The 19170-nt window shown below is 53.2% G+C and carries 15 protein-coding genes; 6 read left to right on the forward strand and 9 right to left on the reverse strand.

All coding sequences use genetic code 11. The features are described 5' to 3' along the window. Window positions 1-18 precede the first annotated feature (18 nt). On the forward strand, window positions 19-3846 hold the full coding sequence (locus F0P93_RS25800) for a PVC-type heme-binding CxxCH protein (protein WP_150880618.1): 3828 nt from the start codon (window positions 19-21) through the stop codon (window positions 3844-3846). Between the two features lie 237 nt (window positions 3847-4083). Here F0P93_RS25800 and gatA read toward each other — a convergent pair whose 3' ends face one another. The 3 genes from gatA to F0P93_RS25815 form a co-directional block, all read right to left on the reverse strand. After that, on the reverse strand, window positions 4084-5526 hold the full coding sequence (gene gatA / locus F0P93_RS25805; protein ID WP_150880619.1) for an Asp-tRNA(Asn)/Glu-tRNA(Gln) amidotransferase subunit GatA: 1443 nt from the start codon (window positions 5524-5526) through the stop codon (window positions 4084-4086). Between the two features lie 203 nt (window positions 5527-5729). Beyond that, complete coding sequence (locus F0P93_RS25810) at window positions 5730-5939, reverse strand: Sec-independent protein translocase subunit TatA/TatB (protein WP_114408458.1); 210 nt, start codon at window positions 5937-5939, stop codon at window positions 5730-5732. Between the two features lie 84 nt (window positions 5940-6023). Further along, window positions 6024-6458: a YkvA family protein gene (locus F0P93_RS25815; RefSeq protein WP_138991384.1), complete on the reverse strand. Its 435-nt coding sequence runs from the start codon at window positions 6456-6458 to the stop codon at window positions 6024-6026. Window positions 6459-6627: 169 nt separating this feature from the next. Between F0P93_RS25815 and mdh the strand changes: the two genes are divergently transcribed. Beyond that, window positions 6628-7563 carry a malate dehydrogenase gene (mdh, locus tag F0P93_RS25820; RefSeq protein WP_150880620.1) on the forward strand — a complete coding sequence of 312 codons (936 nt, stop codon included), beginning with the start codon at window positions 6628-6630 and terminating at the stop codon, window positions 7561-7563. A 106-nt stretch (window positions 7564-7669) separates the two neighbouring features. Here the strand turns inward: mdh and F0P93_RS25825 are convergent, their stop codons facing one another. Continuing rightward, complete coding sequence (locus tag F0P93_RS25825) at window positions 7670-9055, reverse strand: sialidase/neuraminidase family protein (protein ID WP_150880621.1); 1386 nt, start codon at window positions 9053-9055, stop codon at window positions 7670-7672. A gap of 243 nt (window positions 9056-9298) precedes the next feature. Between F0P93_RS25825 and F0P93_RS25830 the strand changes: the two genes are divergently transcribed. Next, complete coding sequence (locus tag F0P93_RS25830; RefSeq protein ID WP_225309645.1) at window positions 9299-10354, forward strand: ligand-binding sensor domain-containing protein; 1056 nt, start codon at window positions 9299-9301, stop codon at window positions 10352-10354. Between the two features lie 51 nt (window positions 10355-10405). Next, a complete protein-coding gene (locus F0P93_RS25835) occupies window positions 10406-11047 on the forward strand; it encodes a YceI family protein (RefSeq protein ID WP_150880623.1) in 642 nt (213 codons plus the stop codon). A 77-nt stretch (window positions 11048-11124) separates the two neighbouring features. On the opposite strand, the gene F0P93_RS25840 is transcribed toward F0P93_RS25835, so the two are convergent. Further along, window positions 11125-12540 carry a hypothetical protein gene (locus F0P93_RS25840; RefSeq protein WP_225309646.1) on the reverse strand — a complete coding sequence of 472 codons (1416 nt, stop codon included), beginning with the start codon at window positions 12538-12540 and terminating at the stop codon, window positions 11125-11127. A 190-nt stretch (window positions 12541-12730) separates the two neighbouring features. Continuing rightward, entirely contained in the window at window positions 12731-15199 is a 2469-nt protein-coding gene (locus F0P93_RS25845; protein WP_150880624.1) for a zinc-dependent metalloprotease, read from the reverse strand. A gap of 222 nt (window positions 15200-15421) precedes the next feature. Between F0P93_RS25845 and F0P93_RS25850 the strand changes: the two genes are divergently transcribed. After that, entirely contained in the window at window positions 15422-16015 is a 594-nt protein-coding gene (locus tag F0P93_RS25850; protein WP_150880625.1) for a DUF4136 domain-containing protein, read from the forward strand. Between the two features lie 61 nt (window positions 16016-16076). Here F0P93_RS25850 and F0P93_RS25855 read toward each other — a convergent pair whose 3' ends face one another. Next, complete coding sequence (locus F0P93_RS25855) at window positions 16077-17030, reverse strand: polysaccharide deacetylase family protein (RefSeq protein ID WP_191908920.1); 954 nt, start codon at window positions 17028-17030, stop codon at window positions 16077-16079. A gap of 18 nt (window positions 17031-17048) precedes the next feature. Further along, window positions 17049-17768 (reverse strand): SIMPL domain-containing protein, encoded by a 720-nt coding sequence (locus tag F0P93_RS25860; protein WP_150880626.1) that lies wholly within the window; start codon window positions 17766-17768, stop codon window positions 17049-17051. 120 nt (window positions 17769-17888) lie between these two features. On the opposite strand from F0P93_RS25860, the gene F0P93_RS25865 reads away from it, so the two are divergent. Then, window positions 17889-18473 carry a hypothetical protein gene (locus F0P93_RS25865; RefSeq protein WP_150880627.1) on the forward strand — a complete coding sequence of 195 codons (585 nt, stop codon included), beginning with the start codon at window positions 17889-17891 and terminating at the stop codon, window positions 18471-18473. Here the strand turns inward: F0P93_RS25865 and F0P93_RS25870 are convergent, their stop codons facing one another. Then, window positions 18474-19115 (reverse strand): peptidoglycan DD-metalloendopeptidase family protein, encoded by a 642-nt coding sequence (locus tag F0P93_RS25870; RefSeq protein WP_150880628.1) that lies wholly within the window; start codon window positions 19113-19115, stop codon window positions 18474-18476. Window positions 19116-19170 lie beyond the last annotated feature (55 nt).

Genomic DNA, 19170 nt, shown 5'->3' on the forward strand with positions numbered 1-19170 from the left:
TATGGCCCCTAAACCGTTATGAAATCAGTTGTTCTGTTCCTCAGTCTGCTCATTCTTTCGTCTGCCCGCTTTTTTCAACCCTCCCAAACGGGGTTGTCTGGCCAACCGCCCGGTACAGGAAAACCGCTGCGTATTAAACAGGATGTCAAAGCCAATACGATTTCGGTTTTCCGAAGCGACGGTCAAAAGCCGATTGTGGTTCAGAATGCCAGGCCCGATTTCCGGCCTTACCTCCACCCCATTACCGCGCCCGACGGCAAGGGCGTTCTGACCGAATACAGCCCTGGCCACCACAAGCACCAGACCGGTTTATACTGGGGCTTTACCCGCGTCAATGGCCGGGATTATTTCCACCACCCGCAGGGCGACTACTGGCGCCGGGTTTCGGCCACGGTGACCAAAGCCACCGGAACCGACGTCAAGTGGCAGACAGTGTATGATTTGCTGGACGAAAAAGGCGAGGCCGTTCTGCGGGAAACCCAGAACTGGACGATGCGCGAACAGAACGGAAAGTTTCTGCTGGATCTGGAGTGGAAAGGCAAAGCCATCTCCGAGATTACGATAGGTAAATACGATTACGGCGGGCTGTTTCTGCGGATGCCCTGGCGCGAAGGCATCAAGGGTGAAGTGATCAATGCGGCCCGCCAACGCAACGAAAAAGCGGAAGGCCAGCGCGCCATGTGGGTCGATGCCGGAATGCAGGTGGAAGGCCGGACCGACCTGGCCCACATCGCCATTTTTGATCACCCGGAAAACAAAGGCTATCCCCAAACCTGGCGGGTCGATAACCAGCTCGGCATCGGCCCCGCCCGCGCCCGAACCGGTGACTGGAAAATCGAAAAAGGCGATACGGAAATCATCCGCCATCAGGTAGTGGTTTACACCGGTGAGCTGAATGATGTGGAACTAACCAAAACCTGGAGCAATTTCAGTGGGGTGAACTCGACGGCCTCGCTCTGGGGAATTGCTCAGAAAGAAGGCCTGGCAGCGAAGTTTCTGACCCCACAGGCCGCGGTTGAAAGCATGACGATGCCCGACGGCTACCAGGCCAACGTCTGGGCGTCGGAACCGATGATGACTCAACCGATGGCTTTTTGCTGGGATGACCGCGGACGACTCTGGGTGGCCGAAAACCGCGATTACGAATCGCGTGGATACGGTTTTTCCAAAGCCGGAAACAGCCGCATTCTGATTCTGGAAGACACCAACCGCGACGGCGTGGCCGACAGCCAAAAAGTATTTCTGGACAGCATTCCGTTCCCGGCCGCGATGGCAGTGGGCTTCGACGGCCTGTTTCTGGGTGCGCCCCCCAACCTGCTCTTTGTTCCGGATCGCAACGGCGACGATCGGGCCGACCAAAAAGACATTGAAGTTCGGCTGACGGGCTGGGGCATCCGCGACCGGCACGAAACCCTGAACAGCCTGCACTGGGGCCCCGACGGCTGGCTCTACGGTTTGCAGGGCTTTGCCACCCCGTCGAAGGTTCGGAAACCGAACGGCAAAGGGAAGCTGTATAAACACAACGATCCGTTTCCCGAAGACATTTTGCAGGGCGAAGGCGTCGACATCAACGGGGGCGTCTGGCGCTATCATCCCACCAAAGACCGGTTTGAGGTCGTGGCTCACGGTTTCAGCAACCCGTGGGGTATCGACTACGATGCGAAGGGGCAACTTATTATGACGGCCTGCGTCATTCCGCACCTCTGGCACGTCATTCCGGGCGGTATTTACCACCGGCAGGGCGGGCAGCATTTCAACCCGTACGTCTATAACGACATCAAAACCATCGCCGACCACAGCCACCGATCAGCCCACGGCGGGGCGCGGGTGTATCAGTCCGATGCCTTTCCGGCCTCGCAGCAGGGCCGGATCTTCATGGCGAATATCCACGAACACGCCATTCTGGCGGATGTGCTGGAACCCAAAGGATCGGGCTTCGTCGGCCACCACGGGGCCGATTTTTTACAGGCCAACAACGCGCAGTGGGTGGGTTTCAGCATGGAAGTCGGGCCGGATGGCGGGCTTTATGTGCTGGATTGGCACGATGCCGACATTTGCGGGAAGGAAGTCCTGAACGGCGAAACCGGCCGGATTTTCCGGGTCATGCCCAAAAACTCATTGGCTGAAAACTGGACGGGACGGTATTCGGACCTGACCAAAATGACCGATCAGCAGTTGGTCAATCTGCAAACCGTCAAGAGCGACTGGCACGCTCGCCGGGCGCGGGTTATTCTGCAAAACCGGGCTGCAAAGGGGAAACTCAGTGGTCAAACCCACGCACAACTCCGCCAGCTATTCGAGACGAATGCCAACGCCGACTGGCGGCTCCGGGCCTTGTGGACGCTGCACATTACCGGCGGTTTCGATGAAAAAGCACTCACGAAAGTCCTGGACGACAAGGACGCCCACGTTCGGGCCTGGGCCGTTCAGTTGTTGTGCGAAGACAAGGCTCCATCAGCGGATGTTCAGGAAAAAATGGTTCGGATGGCCCGCGAAGACCCCTCGGCGGTGGTTCGGCTTTATCTGGCGTCGGCCCTGCAACGGGTAGACACGGAATCGCAATGGAAAATCGCCGGGGAACTGATGGCCCACGGCGAGGACAAGAACGATCACAACTTGCCCAAAATGATCTGGTTTGGTTTTGAACCGCTCGTCAAAACCAATCCGGCCCGGGCGTTAGACCTCGCGGCCCGTTGCGAAATTCCGATGGTAGCCCGGTTTATTGCCCGTCGAATCGTGGATGCCGACCAAACGCCAACGTTGATTACGGCGCTCGGGAAATCGCCCAAAACACAGATGAGCCTGCTGGAAGGCATGCGCGACGGTCTGGAAGGACGCACGGATCTGGCAACCCCGGCCAACTGGAAAGCCGTTTACGCCAAATTAAAAGCCAATCCCAAAACCGCCCCGCTCGCCCAGCAGGTGGGCCAGCAGTTTGGCGATACCGAAACCGCCCGGAAGTCGCTGGTGACGCTGAAAGACCGGAAAGCGCCCCTCGACCAACGGCTCAAAGCCCTGAAATCCATTGCGGGTCAGCAACGGCCCGAACTCCTGGCAGAATTGCCCGCGTTGCTGAACGAGCCGAATCTGCGCAGCGAAACCATCCGCGCCATTGCCGGGTATGACCGTGAATCGCTGGGCGAACTGCTGTTGGCCCGGTATGCGGATTTCAGTCCCGCCGATAAACTTCAGGTGGTGCAAACGATGTCGTCCCGCCCAAAATACGGCTGGCAACTGGCACAGGCGCTGAAAAACAACAAGATTCCGAAACGGGATGTGCCGACCTATGCCGCCCGGCAGTTGCTGCGGGTGGTGGGCAGCGGTTTTGTCGAAATCTGGGGGCCGATCGAGCAGCACGGTATCGACGAAAAAGCGTATACCCGCTACCAGAAACTGCTCACTGACCGGGCGTTGCTGAGTGCTAATACCGTCAAAGGACGTCTGGTGTTTCAGCGCACCTGCGGGCCTTGCCACAAGATGTATGGCGAAGGCGGCAGCATTGGGCCGGATATTACGGGATCAAACCGGGGCAATGTGGATTATCTGCTCAGTAATATTCTCAATCCAAGTGGCGAAATTCAGGACGATTACAAGATGGTGGTGGTGACGACCCGCGACGGGCGCACGTATTCCGGGAATGTGGCCGGTGAAAACGAACGGCAACTCACCCTGCGGGTCGTAGGCCAGGATGCGGTGGTTTTGAACAAATCGGATGTGCAGTCGCGCGAAGTGACGCCCAATTCCATGATGCCCACCGGTTTGCTCGATGCCCTGACGGAAGATGAAGTCATTGACCTCGTGGCTTTCCTGCGGACAACTGCGCCGGTGAAACAGGCGAAAAAGTAAGGTCATCCGGTTTATTATCCCGAAGGGATCAAACAGCGCAGCGTCGGTAGATAGCGATGGACATTTCGACCGCTGCGTGCCTTTGGGCACGCAGCCAGTGTTGGGAATTTTGTATACCCAAAGACACGCGGGGAACGCGGAAAACAATCTGGCTACCGACGCTGCGCTGTTCAGCCCCTGACGGGGCAAAATGCCCTGGTTACTAAAAGACGTTACCCGCGACGAAAGAAAGACAGGCTACGCTTCGACGGCCTGTAATTTCGTCAACTGATTGGCAGCCCCCAGCATATCGGCTTCGCGGAAGGGAGCCGCCATGAACTGAAAACCGATGGACAGGCCGTTTTCGTCGGTGCCGTTCGGAATGGAAATGGCGGGGCAACCCACTACGTTGGCCTGCACCGTAAAGATGTCGGCGAGGTACATTTGCAGCGGGTCGCTGGCTTTCTCACCAATCCGGAAAGCCGTTGTGGGCGTTACGGGGGAAGCGATCAGATCGTAGTGGGCAAACAGCGCATCGGTTTCATCCTTGATCAACCGGCGAACCTGCTGGGCTTTGGTGTAATAAGCGTCGTAGTAACTGGAACTGAGGGCAAAGGTGCCGAGGATAATCCGGCGACGAACTTCATCGCCAAAACCGTCGGTCCGGGATTTTTTGTAGAGCGACTCCAGATCCGTGGCGTCGGGGCTACGGTAGCCAAACCGGACACCGTCAAACCGGGATAGGTTGGAACTGGCCTCGGCGGTAGTCAGAATGTAATATGTAGGCAAAATGTGTTTCAACAGCAGGAAATCCACCGGTTCGACGGTGTGCCCCAGCTCGCGCAAACGGTTTAGAGCTTCCTGGGTTTTCTGCCGAATAACCGGATCAACCCCTTCGCTTTCGACGCCTTCGCGTAGGTAGCCGATCCGCAACGGGCGGTTTAGCGTCAGTTGCTGGCTATACGCCGGAATGTCATTTCGGCTCACGGTGCTGTCGAAGTCGTCGGCGCCGGCCATGATTTCCAGCAGCAAAGCCGCATCTTCGACGGTGTGCGTAATCGGACCGATGCAATCGAAGGACGATGCGTAGGCAATCAGACCCCAGCGCGACACCCGGGCGTAGGTGGGTTTCAGGCCTACCGTGCCGCAAAAGGCCGAAGGCTGACGCACCGAACCGCCGGTATCCGACCCCAGTGAAGCCAGACACAGCCCCGCCTGAACCGCCACCGCCGAACCGCCCGACGAACCGCCCGGCACCCGGTCGGGATCATCCGCATTCCGGACCGGACCAAAGGCCGAATTTTCGTTGGAGGAGCCCATCGCAAACTCGTCGCAGTTCTGACGGCCAATGATGATGACATCCTCGTCGATGACCCGCTGCACGGCGGTGGCCGTAAACTGCGACACAAACCCGTCCAGAATCCGGCTTCCCGCCTGAACGCCGTGCTGGTTGTAACAGAGTACATCCTTAATGCCCAACACCATGCCGGCCAGCCGACCCGCCTTTCCCTCTTTCAATTTCGCATCCACTTCATCCGCCCGCTGCCGCGCTTCGTCGGCATACACCGCGACAAACGCATTCAGGTGCTGGTGCTCGTCAATTCGCTGGAGGTAATGCTCCACCAATTGGCGACAGGTAATTGATCCAGTGGCCAGATCGCGCTGGATGTCAGAAAGGGAATCGTACGGTTTTACGGGCATAACAAAGTACGGCTGGTAGAAAAAAAGAGACAACAGAACGACCGTTCAGGCCGAGCTGTTGTCTGAAAATCTTTTGAAATGATGAAAAGGAATGTAAAATATTAAATGATGAATGTAAAATGTAAAAGTAGATTGCCTTCCAAAACTTTTACATTCATCATTTAGCATTTTTCATTTATAATTCCTTTACAAGGCATCATTCCTTATTTCACATTCGTATCGCGAAGTCCTTCTTCGATGTTTTCGCGAACGTCTTTGGTAGCGTCTTTAAATTCTTTAATGCCTTTGCCAAGGCCCTTCATCAGGTCAGGAATCCGTTTTGCACCGAAGAATAACAGGATCACCAGACCGATCAAAAGAAGTTCCGTTCCGCCGAGTGAGCCTAAAAATGCATAAATTGTGAGTAATGCCATGATAGTATGAGTTATGAGTGTATGCAGAAACTCTTTACAAAAGTAACGATTATTACGAAATTATTGTGTACTAAAAAAACGATTTCACCCAATTTTAATCGATGACGCATGATTGCGTTCCCACTCGGTAAACCGGTTGATATCGTCGGATATGGAACTGACCAGCCACAGAATCAGGGCAATGTCGTCGGTCATGCCCAGCACCGGCAACACGTCCGGAATAAAGTCGAGTGGCGACACAAAATACACCAGCACCGCGACCATCCGCAGCAGCGTTTTGCCGGAAATGGCCCGGTATTCGCCTTTGGCATACGCCCGCACCATCCGGACCAGAATGTTGATCTGGTCTTTGGCCGCCGAGTAACTGGCCCCTACGCCCAGAACGCGGGTTTTCTCGGCCACACGGTGCAGTAAATCAAGCATACTCTTCCCACTTCGGGTGTACCGCGACGCTTTCGCGGTGGAGCGCCGGAAGAAAAATGAACTCAGGATGGCCGTTAATAAGCGACGGTTTGCCATAGTTGATGGTATCTAAAGTCCCTGGATAGCTGGACACCCTAATAACACATTTTCTACCCCAATTGTCTTATTCTGTAAAAAAAAGCTTCTATTTACAGTACCAGTGTCCCCCGGCTCTCCTATTTTTGTACCGTTCAAAACAGTTGTCAGTTAATAAACCATTAACTCTATGAAAATTACCGTAGTAGGTGCCGGGGCCGTCGGAGCGACCTGTGCCGATAACATCGCCCGACGTGAATTAGCCGAGGAGGTTGTGCTCCTGGACATCAAAGAGGGTCTTAGCGAAGGCAAAGGTTTAGACATGCTTCAGGCGTCTACGTTGTTGGACTGTGACGTCAAAATCACCGGTTCCTCCAATAATTACGAATTAACCGCCAATTCGGATGTTGTCGTGATTACATCGGGGATTCCGCGCAAGCCGGGAATGACCCGTGAAGACCTGATTGGTACCAACGCCAACATCGTGAAAGGCGTTACCGAAAATATCTTGAAACACTCTCCAGACGCTATTTTCGTCATCATTTCCAACCCCATGGACACGATGACGTACCTGGCGCTGAAGTCGTCCGGACTCCCCAAAAACCGTATAATCGGATTAGGAGGAATTTTGGATTCGGCCCGTTTCAAAACGTATTTGTCGCTGGCGCTGAAGTGTTCGCCCAATGATTTGCAGGGCGTGGTGATCGGCGGACACGGCGATACGACCATGATTCCGCTGACGCGTCTGGCGACGTATTCAGGGGTTCCGGTCAGCCAGTTTCTGGATGCCGAAACGCTGCAAAAAGTAGCCGCCGACACGATGGTGGGCGGAGCGACGCTGACCAAACTGATCGGCACCTCGGCCTGGTATGCGCCCGGTGCAGCCGGTGCAGCCCTGGTCGAGAGCATCGTTCGCGACCAGAAACGCGTCATTCCGTGCTGCGTTCTGCTGGAAGGCGAATACGGCCAGTCGGATATCTGCCTCGGCGTGCCGGTGGTCATCGGCCGCAATGGCTGGGAAAGCATCGTGGATTTCGACCTCAACGAAGACGAGCAGGCGGCTTTCAACAAGTCGGCCGACGCCGTTCGGAACATGAACGACATTCTGAAAACGCTGGACTTGTAAAAAATCCCGTTTCCTGATACGAAAAAAGGACGCCCGTGATGGTGTCCTTTTTTCGTATCGGGGATTTAGGGGCGGCAAGTGAACGGGCTATTTAGTAGTAAGGGTCTCAGGACTTGATCGTTATCTCCAAAGTACGCCCAACGGCATTTCGCGGGCTTTTTCCCCAGGCTCCCAGGTCATAGGCAACATACACTTTATTATCGGTCTTCATTTCCTCAATGGCCATGTAATGGGTGGTCATGACACCGGAGGTCATCCGGACTACGTTAGGCCAGGTTTTCCCGTGATCCTGGCTGAACGCCAGGTAGTTGCCATTCCAGGAATGCTCGGGGTACTTCCAGCACGCTTTCTGCGGAACGCGAACCCCGAATGCCGCCACCAGCAAGCCGCTCCGAAGCTCAATCAAATCAGGGTCCACCACCGCGCCCCGAAGTTCGTCAGGATTGCCCTCATCGAGCGGTTTTCCTTTGGAGTCGGTTTTGTTTCGGAGCCAGTCGACCCAGAGTTCCGTCCGGTAGATATCCAGCCCGGCAAAAATCCGGGGCTGATGGGCGCTCCAGGTCGCTCCGTTGTCATCCGAAAACGACTCCCGCAGTTCACGACCGGTCCGCATGAAACAGAGCAGCCGCCCGGCATTGGGTCCCTTGCTGATCCGGGCAATGACGGGTTCGTCGAGTCCTTCCGTACCGATGTCGGGGCCAACGGCGATGGTGGAAACCTGTTTCCAGTGCTTCCCTTTATCGGTCGAACGCACCAGCAAGACCCGGGTCTTCATCATACTGGCCATGTAGGTCGAAGGCGTCCGGTCCTCTTTGGTCCACCCGTAATACGTGGTCAACAGATCCCCATTGGGCATTTCCAGGATCCGGCGGTGCAGTCGCTGCGCTTCGTGCGGGTGACCGCCGTCGTCTTTGGATGCGTAAAAATCAGCCCCCGGCAGATCGAACGGAACGTCCACCGGCCCTCCCAGCGTCTGCCAGTCATCCCGGGAGGTATACAATTGCCCCATCCCCTGCCCTTCTTTTTTTCCCGGTACGATGTACGTATCCAGCGCGACCAGCGTACCGTCCTTCAACTGAATACCGCCCCCTTCCAGATTCACACCGTTTTCTCCGGGTTTCAGCGGAATGTTCGTCCAGGTGTTGGCGTCATCGCGGGAAATGTACGTTCCCATTGCCCGTTCGTAGTGCATCCGGGGCGATGGAAACGGTTTTTCCGGCAGTTGCGCCTGAACGATGATCGCGCCGGTTTTGGTCACCAGCATGAACGGCTGTAATCCCTTCGGAACTATCACCTTTTCTTCACCAAAACGCAGGCGTAACCGACCGTCTGCTTCCACCATTTCCGGGACATTTTCGCCAGGTTCGACCAGACTGGCCGGTTCCGTTTCAGCGGCAGAACGTCCCCATTGCTTCGGCGTCAAGGCCGCCAGCAGAGCGGTTTTTTGCAGAAAATTTCTTCGTGATGAGCTCCCGGTAGCGTTTATTTCCATCGTGTTCGTGTTTCTAAAATGCCTTCATAGACAAAGTTAGACGCCACGCTTTCAGCGTTCTACTACTTTTATCTTCATTTGTGATATTATTCTTCCTTTTTGAATCAGGCCTACACTGGATCGTTGTTAGAAAACAGCGCACAAAAAACTTTAACATTACATTAACCTTCTTTTACAGGCTCTTGACAGACGCCGGGATAACAGCCTTTAGCTTTGTTGAAGTCCCTAAAAACAAAAAGAGAAATGACTAAACTCGTATACGCTTGTGCTTTATTGACGCTTGTTTTTTGCACTTCCTGTGGAGGACAAAAAAAAACAGACCTCCCAAAAGATACGATCAAAGACACGGTCACTTCCTACGGGCCTAACACAATGGTTCGGAATGTAAAGCAAGCTGGAAACGGAGACATTTTGATTGCGGCATCAAGGGGTGGTGTTTTTCGATATGATGGAAAATCGTTTACCAATATCGCCAGTAAAATAGGTCCGCGCAGATACTGGGACGTTCTGGAAGATCGACGCGGAAATCTTTGGTTCGCTACTACTGACTCAGGGGTTTATCATTACAATGGGAAATCCTTTCAACATTTTACAACCAGGGAGGGGCTTGCCAATAATGCGGTTATGTCTATTTATGAAGATAAAGCAGGCATCATTTGGTTCGGCACTGGCGGAGGAATAAGTCGTTACGATCCCAGCCGGGCAGGTGGAAAATCCTTTCAAAATTTTACAACGAAAGACGGACTGCCCAATAACGCTATTACTACTATACTGGAAGACAAAACCGGGAAATTATGGATTGGCACAAGGGAAGAGGCTTGTTTTTATGATGGAAAAACATTTACTGTTTTCAGAAATCAAGACGGTAAAACTTTCAACAACGTTTGGGGTATGACCAAAGATAAAAAGGGTGCTATTTGGTTCGGGGCAACGATAATCGAAGACAGAAAAGGCGATACGCTGATCGTTAAAACTGGTCTTTGGCGCTATGATGGCAGGGTCTTTACCAAAATTAACCAGAAGGGTACTTCTGCTATAATCGAAGATAAAAATGGAAACATTTGGACTACTGGTGCAGTAAAATCCAATGGGGTCGGGGAATGGAAACTTTTCCGATATGATCAAAAGTCGTTGTACAATAAAAACCCCACTGTAACCGAAATAATATCAATAAAGAAAATGCTTTGTGGGATTTTGGAAGCTAGCGATGGAAGTATCTGGTTTGGATCCCTGAACGGCGTATATCGTTACGATGGAAAGACCATCACGGATTTTAAAAGTAAAGAGAATCTGAAGTAATTCGTATTGCTGATTTTAACATCATTTGTCGATTATAATCATTTCTGGAGTATGAACAACAAGCTATCAATCAGTTACTTATTTTTAATCATTGCCCTTTTTTTCTTCGGTTGCGGTGGAACTTCATATGAGGACAATAAAAACAATGCATCAGCAAGCGCCGTATCCCGGGGACAAAAATATAGTATAGATACGACTGAAAGTGTTATAACATGGAAAGGTTCAATGTTATTTGATATTGACGAAGAACACGTAGGGTATGTCCATCTATCAAAAGGAGAATTAATGATTGAAAACGGTCAACTTATGGGTGGTACAGCTGAAATAGACATGCATTCAATTGAATATAAAGACAAGGCAAGTAAAAACACGCCTGTTAAACACTTAAAATCGCCTGATTATTTTGATGTCGAAAAATTCCCTATTTCTACTATCGCAATTACCAAGATTGAATCATTGAGAGGTCACACTATCGTTAAAGGTGATCTGACCATTAAAGGGGTCACACACCCGGTTACTTTTCCGGCCAGAATGGAAGTTCAGGATGGCATTGTAAAAGCGAATGGCAAGTTGATTATTGATCGAACAAATTGGAGTATCCGTTACAGATCAGGAAAGTTTTACGATAATTTAGCGGATCAAACAGTTTCGGATGATATCGAACTCCATATAAAGATCGTAGCACGAAAATAAACACCTGAATCCTTTTGTACTCGCATCAAAAAGAGCGGTCTTGCGAGCCGCTCTTTTTGATTTTCATCCTTGGTCGCTTAAATAAAGACCTGGTATTGCAGGACAAGCTGACCACGCCGTCCCTGCGCGTCGAGTTGGCCGGTGGCCGGAAGCGCGATGTAGTACGGGCGGTTTTGATAGTCGAGCGTTAGTTTGGAATTGTGGCCCTTGATCAGCCAGTTCAGGCCGACGTTGTAAACACCCACGCTTTGGTTCACCCGGTCGTAGTCGCCAATTTGGGCCTGCGCGTAGGGCATCAGCGTTCCGTGGTTGCCCAGCAAATCCTGCCGGAACAAATACCCGGCTTGTGCATAAATTACACTGCCCGTTCCGAACATCGGAAACGCATTGCCCTGTGTCCCGCCCAATCCGCCAACCGACTGCGTGGTGCCGCTGGCGGGGTTCATGATGCCATTGTAGCGCAGGTAATTTTTGCCGTAGTCGAGGTTGAAATACCCGAGGTACGCACTGATGGCGGAACCCTTCGCGCGGTTGACCGGCATGTCCAGAAAAGCTGCTACGGACCACAGATTCAGGTTCTGGTAAACGGTATCGGTCGCCGTGGTGCCGGTATGCCAGACGGCGTTTTTCTGCGAAATAAAACCGGCTTCGAGATTGACAATCTTCTTTTTCCCCAAATACGTTCCCGTCATGTAGCCCGGCGTCTGGTTGGCCTCTTTGTCGAAAAACTGGTACAGTAACAGGCCCTGAAACTGCTTGGTGTGGCCTTTCAGCGCAAAATTGGCGTTGGGTCCCAGCGCCGGAGGTGCCGCCCCGTTGGTCTGAATCGGGAATGGATCGCTGATGGCCACCCGGTAGTCGAACCGGCCGACCTGCCCCCGGGTGTACAGACTCAGTTTCCGGGCAAACTCGTCGGTTTGATCGACCGTCGCCTGGGCAAAAACCGGAACATCCATCGACAGGATCGAACTAACGCCGGGCTGCGTGAAGCGCGACAAGCCGTTCACAATGGTTAAACCGCCCCCGATTTTCAGATAATCCCGGTCCTTGAAAACCAGGTATTCCGCCACGGCATCGTGAAAAAACGCCTGCACTTTCCGGTTCGAAACCGTTCCGGTGGTGTTGAAAGCGGGAGATGCGTTCAGAAAATTGAAGTTGTTCATCCCAAACTGGAAATACACCAGAACCCGGTCGTTGAGCTGACCGAATAACTGAATCCGGGTCCGGCGCAGGCCAATGTCGAACGTCTGGTCTTTGGGGTCACCGACCACCGTCGTGCCGGGATTGCTCTGGTTGAGCCGCAGCCAGGTCTGGTTCAGAAACGTGACTTTGAAAAAGTGGGAACCCGACTCGTTCAGGTTGTATTTCAACTCATTTTTCTCCGGTACCGGTTTGGGTCGGGCGGTTTTGGCCGAAGCCAGCGAATCGGCGGATGGTTGAGCGAAAATCGACTGACTGCTTACGAAACAAAGAATAGCTAGTATTTTTCTCATCAGGAGGTGGTGTAAAGGACGTGAGAGCTGAGACAAGAGAAAAAAGACCTGTAAAGTATTGGATCTTTTCTCTCTTGTCTCAGCTCTCTTTTCCAAAAAAAACAAAGACCGAACCCCCAAAAGTAGGCGGTTCGGTCTTTAATTCTGCTAAAATGTGATTGAATACGGCTTAAACCGTACTAAAATGCGTTTACCGCACCCACTCGCAGGCGGGTTCGCCCAGCAACGACTCCAGCCATTCCTGGCCGGGATCGATGGGCGCTCCATCCGGCGCAGCCAGGACGGAAGGGGCAGGCACCTCCGCCGGATTCTGCTCATACTGTTGAATCAGGTGCGAAATCAGGCCGTAAGAAGTGCCACCTGCCACCGCAGGACCAACCAGTGTTTTGATGCGCAACACCGACCGGTGCGCCAACTCCCGCACCGAACCGTCGGCCTCTTTGTTCTGGGCCAACGCAATGAGTTGTTCTGCTACCTTCAAACTGGTCATTCGGTTTAGCTCGCCATTGTACGATTTGTCGATCGGTCGTTTGTAAACCGCTTTAATAAGCTGGTCTAAAACCTCCTCCAGCCCGAGTTGGGCCGGGTCGAAGGCTCGCTGGTGGACCAGCCGGGCGCAGCGTTCCGGGTTGAGCATCATCCGCAACGTCATTGAAACAGCTGCTTCGGGCGGAGCCAGCGGATCGAATGTCATGCCCGTCCGGCGTTTGAACACCTCCCGCGAATTGGGACTGTAGCGGAACGGCCTCGGTGGAATGGATTTTAGCAGAAAGGGCGGAACAGCCAATGTCGCCGAACTCATCGTAGCCAGTAAAATATCCAGCGCCCGCCGTTGTTCGCTCGCCGGAACCACCGACAAAACCGGCTGTCCATCGCCCCGCAACGCATTGGTGTACGTTTGTCCGCCCAGCACCTTGGCGGCCGCTTCGACCTGGTACCGGTGAAACAGGTACATCGGCACAAAAACCTCTTCCAGCGTTGCCATGGGCGTTCCTGCCGGAATTTTCTTTTCGTTAAACTGATCCAGAGCCACCCGCCGAACCTCCATGGTGCGCTTCAATTCATCGACCGCATTGCCGCCATTGTCCCACAAGTGCGTGGCCGGGTGGGCGCTGCTTTCGGGCCGGGCATCCTGATCGGTCAAAAACGTCAGCCCTTTGGCGTGCATCTGCTGAACGATTTTGTTCAACTCCTGCTTCTCGTTGGTTCCCGCCGGAAAATCCTGGTAGCCCCAGATGATGCTCCATTTGTCGTAGTCGCCGATGCGCAGCGTGTAGGCATCCGACAGATCAATGGCCGCGCCTTTTACTTTGGCCACCATCGTCGGATAATCCATCACTGACGCCCGGTTTTGGGTGCTGGCGATGTAGTTGTGGGGCAGTCCCAGTGTATGGCCCACTTCGTGGGCGGCCAGTTGCCGCAGCCGGTTGAGCGACATCTGCATCATTTCGGATACGTGCGACGTATCGGTGTCGAAGTTGCCGACCAGTCCCTGCGCAATCAGGTAATCCTGCCGCACCCGCAGCGAGCCCAGCGTCACTTTTCCCTTGATGATTTCACCCGTTCGCGGGTCGATGATACTCGCTCCGTAAGACCAGCCGCGCGTGGAACGATGCACCCACTGAATCAGGTTGTAGCGAATGTCCATCGGATCGGCATCGGCGGGGAGCAGTTTTACCTGAAAGGCATCTTTGTACCCGGCGGCTTCAAACGCCTGATTCCACCAGGCCGTGCCTTCCATCAAGGCCGTGCGGATCGGTTCGGGCGTACCCGGATCGAGGTAATAGACAATGGGCTTAACGGCTTCGCTGACAGCCGCTTTCGGGTCTTTCTTTTCCAGCCGGTGCCGCGAAATATACCGCTTGATGATCGGCTGGCTGACGGGCGTTGCGTAATCGAAGTATTCAATACCGCCATAGCCGATGCGCGGATCGAACTCCCGGGCTTTATAACCCGCTTCCGGCAACTGAACAAAGGAATGGTGCTGCCGCATCGTCACGGCGGTTGGCGTCGGCACCACCGAGCGCAGGTACGCACCGGGCGTGTCGCCGGTTAGCGTGATGGTTACTTCAAACTCGGTATTTTGCGGAAACGATTTGGAATGCGGCAGATACATCGCGCAACGGCTGGCATCGAGCCGGAAAGTCCCCTGACGCGTCTGGCTGATGGCCTGCACCGCTCCCACCGCATCGAGCATCAGAAACGGCGTCAGATCGACCAGCACCCGGTTGCTTTCTTCAGCCGCGATGTCGAACCCCCAATGCACCGACTGCGCAAACGACTCTTCGACCGCCCGGCGTTCGAGGGCGTCGCTGGTGATGGCGCGGTATTGGTAATTCGGTTCGACCATGAGCACCTTGGGGCCGGTGCGTTGAAATTTAACGATGTGTTCCTGCCCCAGCCGCCCCCGATCCAGGCCGATGTCGTTGGAACCAATGCCCGACGCCAGAGTCGGGTAGTAGAGGAGTTCGGTATCGAATTTGTCGATCTCCAGCCAGATCTTTCCTTTTTTCGCATCCCAGTAAAAGGTCATAAAACCGGGTTGCTTTTCCATGCCGCTGGTGAACGCGGAGATCGTTGGCGAGGTACCCGCCGGCGTCTGAGCTGGTACTAATCGAATAAAAAACAGGAGACAAAACAGGAGTAGACGGTATTTCATTCGTTTGGCTAGTTTGTTACCTAAACATACAAAAAAGCACCATTTTGTCCCTACGGACTTCGATCCGTTTTTCCTTTTTGAATGACTCACCATTACCCCACGGGAACGTCCGTAAAAAGCCCGATTTAACGATCATTTAATTCCGTTTTGAATTCGGCTTAATCCGGGCCTTTCACCTTTCCTGCGTCAAACAGACCAACGCATTCAACTAAAAAAGAAGCCATGAAACGCATCATCGCCTTCGCTGTTCTCCTCCTGGCAGGGGGACTCAGCTCTTTTTCTTACGCACAGGGTGTTACGACCGACTACGATCGCTCCGTTGATTTCAGCAAATTCAAAACCTTCGCCTGGTGTACGCCCGATATTCAGGTCGGCAAAAATCCGATTTACAGCAGCCCGCTGATTACCCAAAATATCGAAAATACCGTCACGGACGAATTGACCAAACGGAACATCACCCTGCTGCCTGAAAACCCGGACATTCTGGTCGGTTTTCATACGTATACCGAGAAAAAAACGCAAACCGTTTCCAATGGCCCCGCGCTGACACCCATGTTCTATCCTTTTGGGTTTCGCGGTGGCTGGCGGTATATGCCCTACGGTTTTGGCAACTGGCCCTACCAGTGGAACACCGGTTTTCACAACGTCCAGTACACGGAAGGGATGCTGATTCTGGACATTGTGGATGCTCATTCCAAACAACTGATCTGGCGCGGAACCATTGCCGGGGCCGTCGACAATCCAGCGCATATCGAGAAAGAAGTGTCGAAGGGCATTCACAAAATCATGAAAGAATATCCGGTCAAAGCGGTCTAGCAAAATCTGTTTTCAACCTAAAACCGGCCCGTTCGTTTCCGTGAACGGGCCGGTTTTAGGTTTATCTCTTTTCCGAATCGGCCACACTCGCTGGAAGTTCATACAGCAACCACGTTTTGTTGCGGATTGAAACCGCCTTCTGCTGAATCAGTCGGATGAAATCCGCAATGCCCAGCAGCTCGTTGCCGTTGGCATGAATCAACACCAGACTGCCCTGCTTCGGTTGCTGGTTCTTGGCGAGCCAGGCGTCGCTGCCGATGGGCAACAACCCGAATGCCAGGATCCGGTCGAAGACGGTTTTGTCGGAAACCAGCCCCGGAAAACGAAAGAAAATGGACGGGACCAAGCCATTTTTGAGCATCGCCTGTTCGTTCAGCAGCACCTCGTCGTTCAGATTCGTTGCCGCTTCGAGCAGAAAATTAACGGGCAAGGGCAACCGCGAATCGTACCGATGATGGAACGAATGGTTGACCCACGTAATGGCCAAATCGCCCCGGCTCACCAATCCTTTCAAATACGCCAGATCCTGCGGGTGACTTTGCATCCATAGACCGGTGATGGTGATGGTAACCGGAACCGGTTTTTCTTCCGGCTCAAAAGCAGCAATCAATTGTTCAAAAACCGACCGGATCAGCGGTTTGGAAGACGGACACAAATCGATGGTCAGGCTAAACCCGCGCTCCGTGGTATCGGCCCGTTCAATACCTGCGTCCTGCAACGAACCGTCACGGTTTCGCTCAGCCTGCAACGCCCGGATGTAGGGCGTTTGCTGAAACTGCTGCTCAATTTTCGACCACGGCAATGCCCGAACGCTGGCTGTAGGCAGAGCAAGAATCGCGGTTTCGAGGGTGATCGGATTGACCGCCCAATACCGCCACTGGCCGTTTTGCGACCATTGCCGCAGGAGAATCTGACGGTCCGTAGTAGTCCCGAAAAAAACCTTGTACGACGACCATTGTCCCAAAACCGGGAGTGAAAAAAACAGCCCGAAAAGAAGGATGCCAAATCGGCGCATACCCGTGATTCCGGTTTTTCACTTCAATTCAAACGTCACTTTCACCTGCGCCGGAATCCGGATCGTCTGCGGAATATCGAGTAAACCACCGCCATCGTAACTGGCCCGAGCCTCCAACATCATTCCACCAGCCGAATACCTTCTTTGCAAAATCGGGTCGGTTTCTTCCGTGTCCCGAACGCTCAACACCACGCCCAAGGTCCGTCCGGCAGCTTTGGCCAGAATGACCGCTTTGGCGCGGGCTACATCAACGGCCTTTTCCAGCACGCTGTTTTTACTTTCCTCCTGTTTGGTCGAACGATAGCCGGCCTGAAAGCGGTTGAATCCGCCATTGATCAGCGCCAGTTGCAAATCCGGATACCGTTCCGGTTTATTCAACTCAAAAATGACCTGCTGATTGGTGATGACCTCCGGCTTCTGCTGGCCGCTCTGGTAGATCGACCCGTCATTTTTCTGAACCTGCAATAAGGTATACCGAATCTCTTTCTCGTCAATCTGGTAATCTTTTAGTAACTTCACTAGCCGTTTTTCGGCAGCCTGGTGCGCGACATACGCTTTCCGGGCGTCGGTCGGGTCCGAAAATTGCAGCGTGACGGTGATGCGAACCTGATCGGCCGGTAATTCCAGCTCAGCGTCGCCCAAAACCACAATCCGGTTTATGGGCAGATCCGGTGTCTGCGCAACAGCCGGTGAAAAAAGACTCAATACGCTTAATACAAAAAAACTAAGTTTACGCATGGTTATAAAAGATTACTTGTTGTTAACCGTTTTTGAATAAGTGATCATTTCGTTATTTTTGATTGCCCAAAACCATTCACACCTCACACTTGTTTTAAGATTCTCTGGATCAACCTGGTAATGCGTTATTTTATTCTTTTGACAGTACTGGGCCTGATCGGGCTTGACGGGTGCAAAGTTCCTTCCGGAAAACCGGATGATCCTACCGCGCCGGTCACCACCGTGTACAAAATCAAAGCTGGTGGCAATTACGCCGATCACAACGACTTTTCGTATACCGCCAAAACCACCTTGTCGTTCAGCGCCATTTTCGACAGTTCCGCCGTTTATACCAACAAAATTCCCGAAAACCAGCACGACATTAACAAATTATACGGTTTTTCGGACTGTAATGTTCAACACAACACCTCCAGCGCCCGGTTTGGCTGGAACTGGCGGGACAAAGCCCTCCGGATTTATGCGTATTGCTACCGCAACGGCGAGCGCGTTTCGGAAGAACTCGGCACCGTTGAGCTCAACAAGCCTGCGGATTATCAGATCAGCATCGTAGGCGGCAACTATGTCTTCACCTTCAAAGGAAAGGAGACCATCATTGCGCGGGGCTGCAACATTGTGCAAAGCAATCAACGCTACCGGCTCTATCCGTATTTCGGTGGTGACGAACCGGCCCCCCACGACATCATCATTTCGATTACCGAAAAATAATTACTCCAATCCCGGTATTTGCAACAAGCGGTTCGGATCCGGGCATATTGCCAGGTACCGTTCCCGATCCGCCAGCGAGCAAACGCCCGGAAAGTCTCCCGTATGACCCCATAAATCGGTCATCAGTTGGAAGTGCAGGTGCGGAGGCCAGTCGCCGTTCTCGGGATATGGGCCAATTTCAGCGATTTTCTCCCCGGCTTTGAAAAGCTTCCCTACCGCCAACCCCCACAGCGACAAACGGCTGAGATGCCCGTAAAGCGCAAAAAGCGGTTTTTCATCCAGCCGGTGTTCGAGAATAATCGTAGGGCCGTAGTCGCCGAACTGATTGTTATCCTGAAAACTGTGCACCACGCCGTCGAGCGGGGCAAAAACCGGCGTTCCGGCTTCGGCCCAGAGGTCAATTCCCAAATGAATGCAACGGGATGCTTCGGCCTGATTAAAGTGCGGACTGCGCCGGTAAATAACCCGGTGTTCGTTGTAACCGCCCACGCCCACCACGGCACCCTGTCGGCGAAGTTTCCCAAAAACATAGTTGGTAAAAACCGCCGTATTGGTAAGGTCAAGGCTGTCCAGCTCTGAATTCTGGGCGGTAAAGTCCAGAACCAGGTACGGATCGGTGCGAAAATCGAAGGGCAGAATCATTGTGCAAAGTTGGTCAGTTTTGGCAATACCCGTACAACTTTTGGGAGATTCCGGC

Source organism: Larkinella humicola (assembly GCF_008727875.1).
In the GTDB taxonomy this organism is placed as follows: Bacteria; Bacteroidota; Bacteroidia; order Cytophagales; family Spirosomataceae; genus Larkinella; species Larkinella humicola.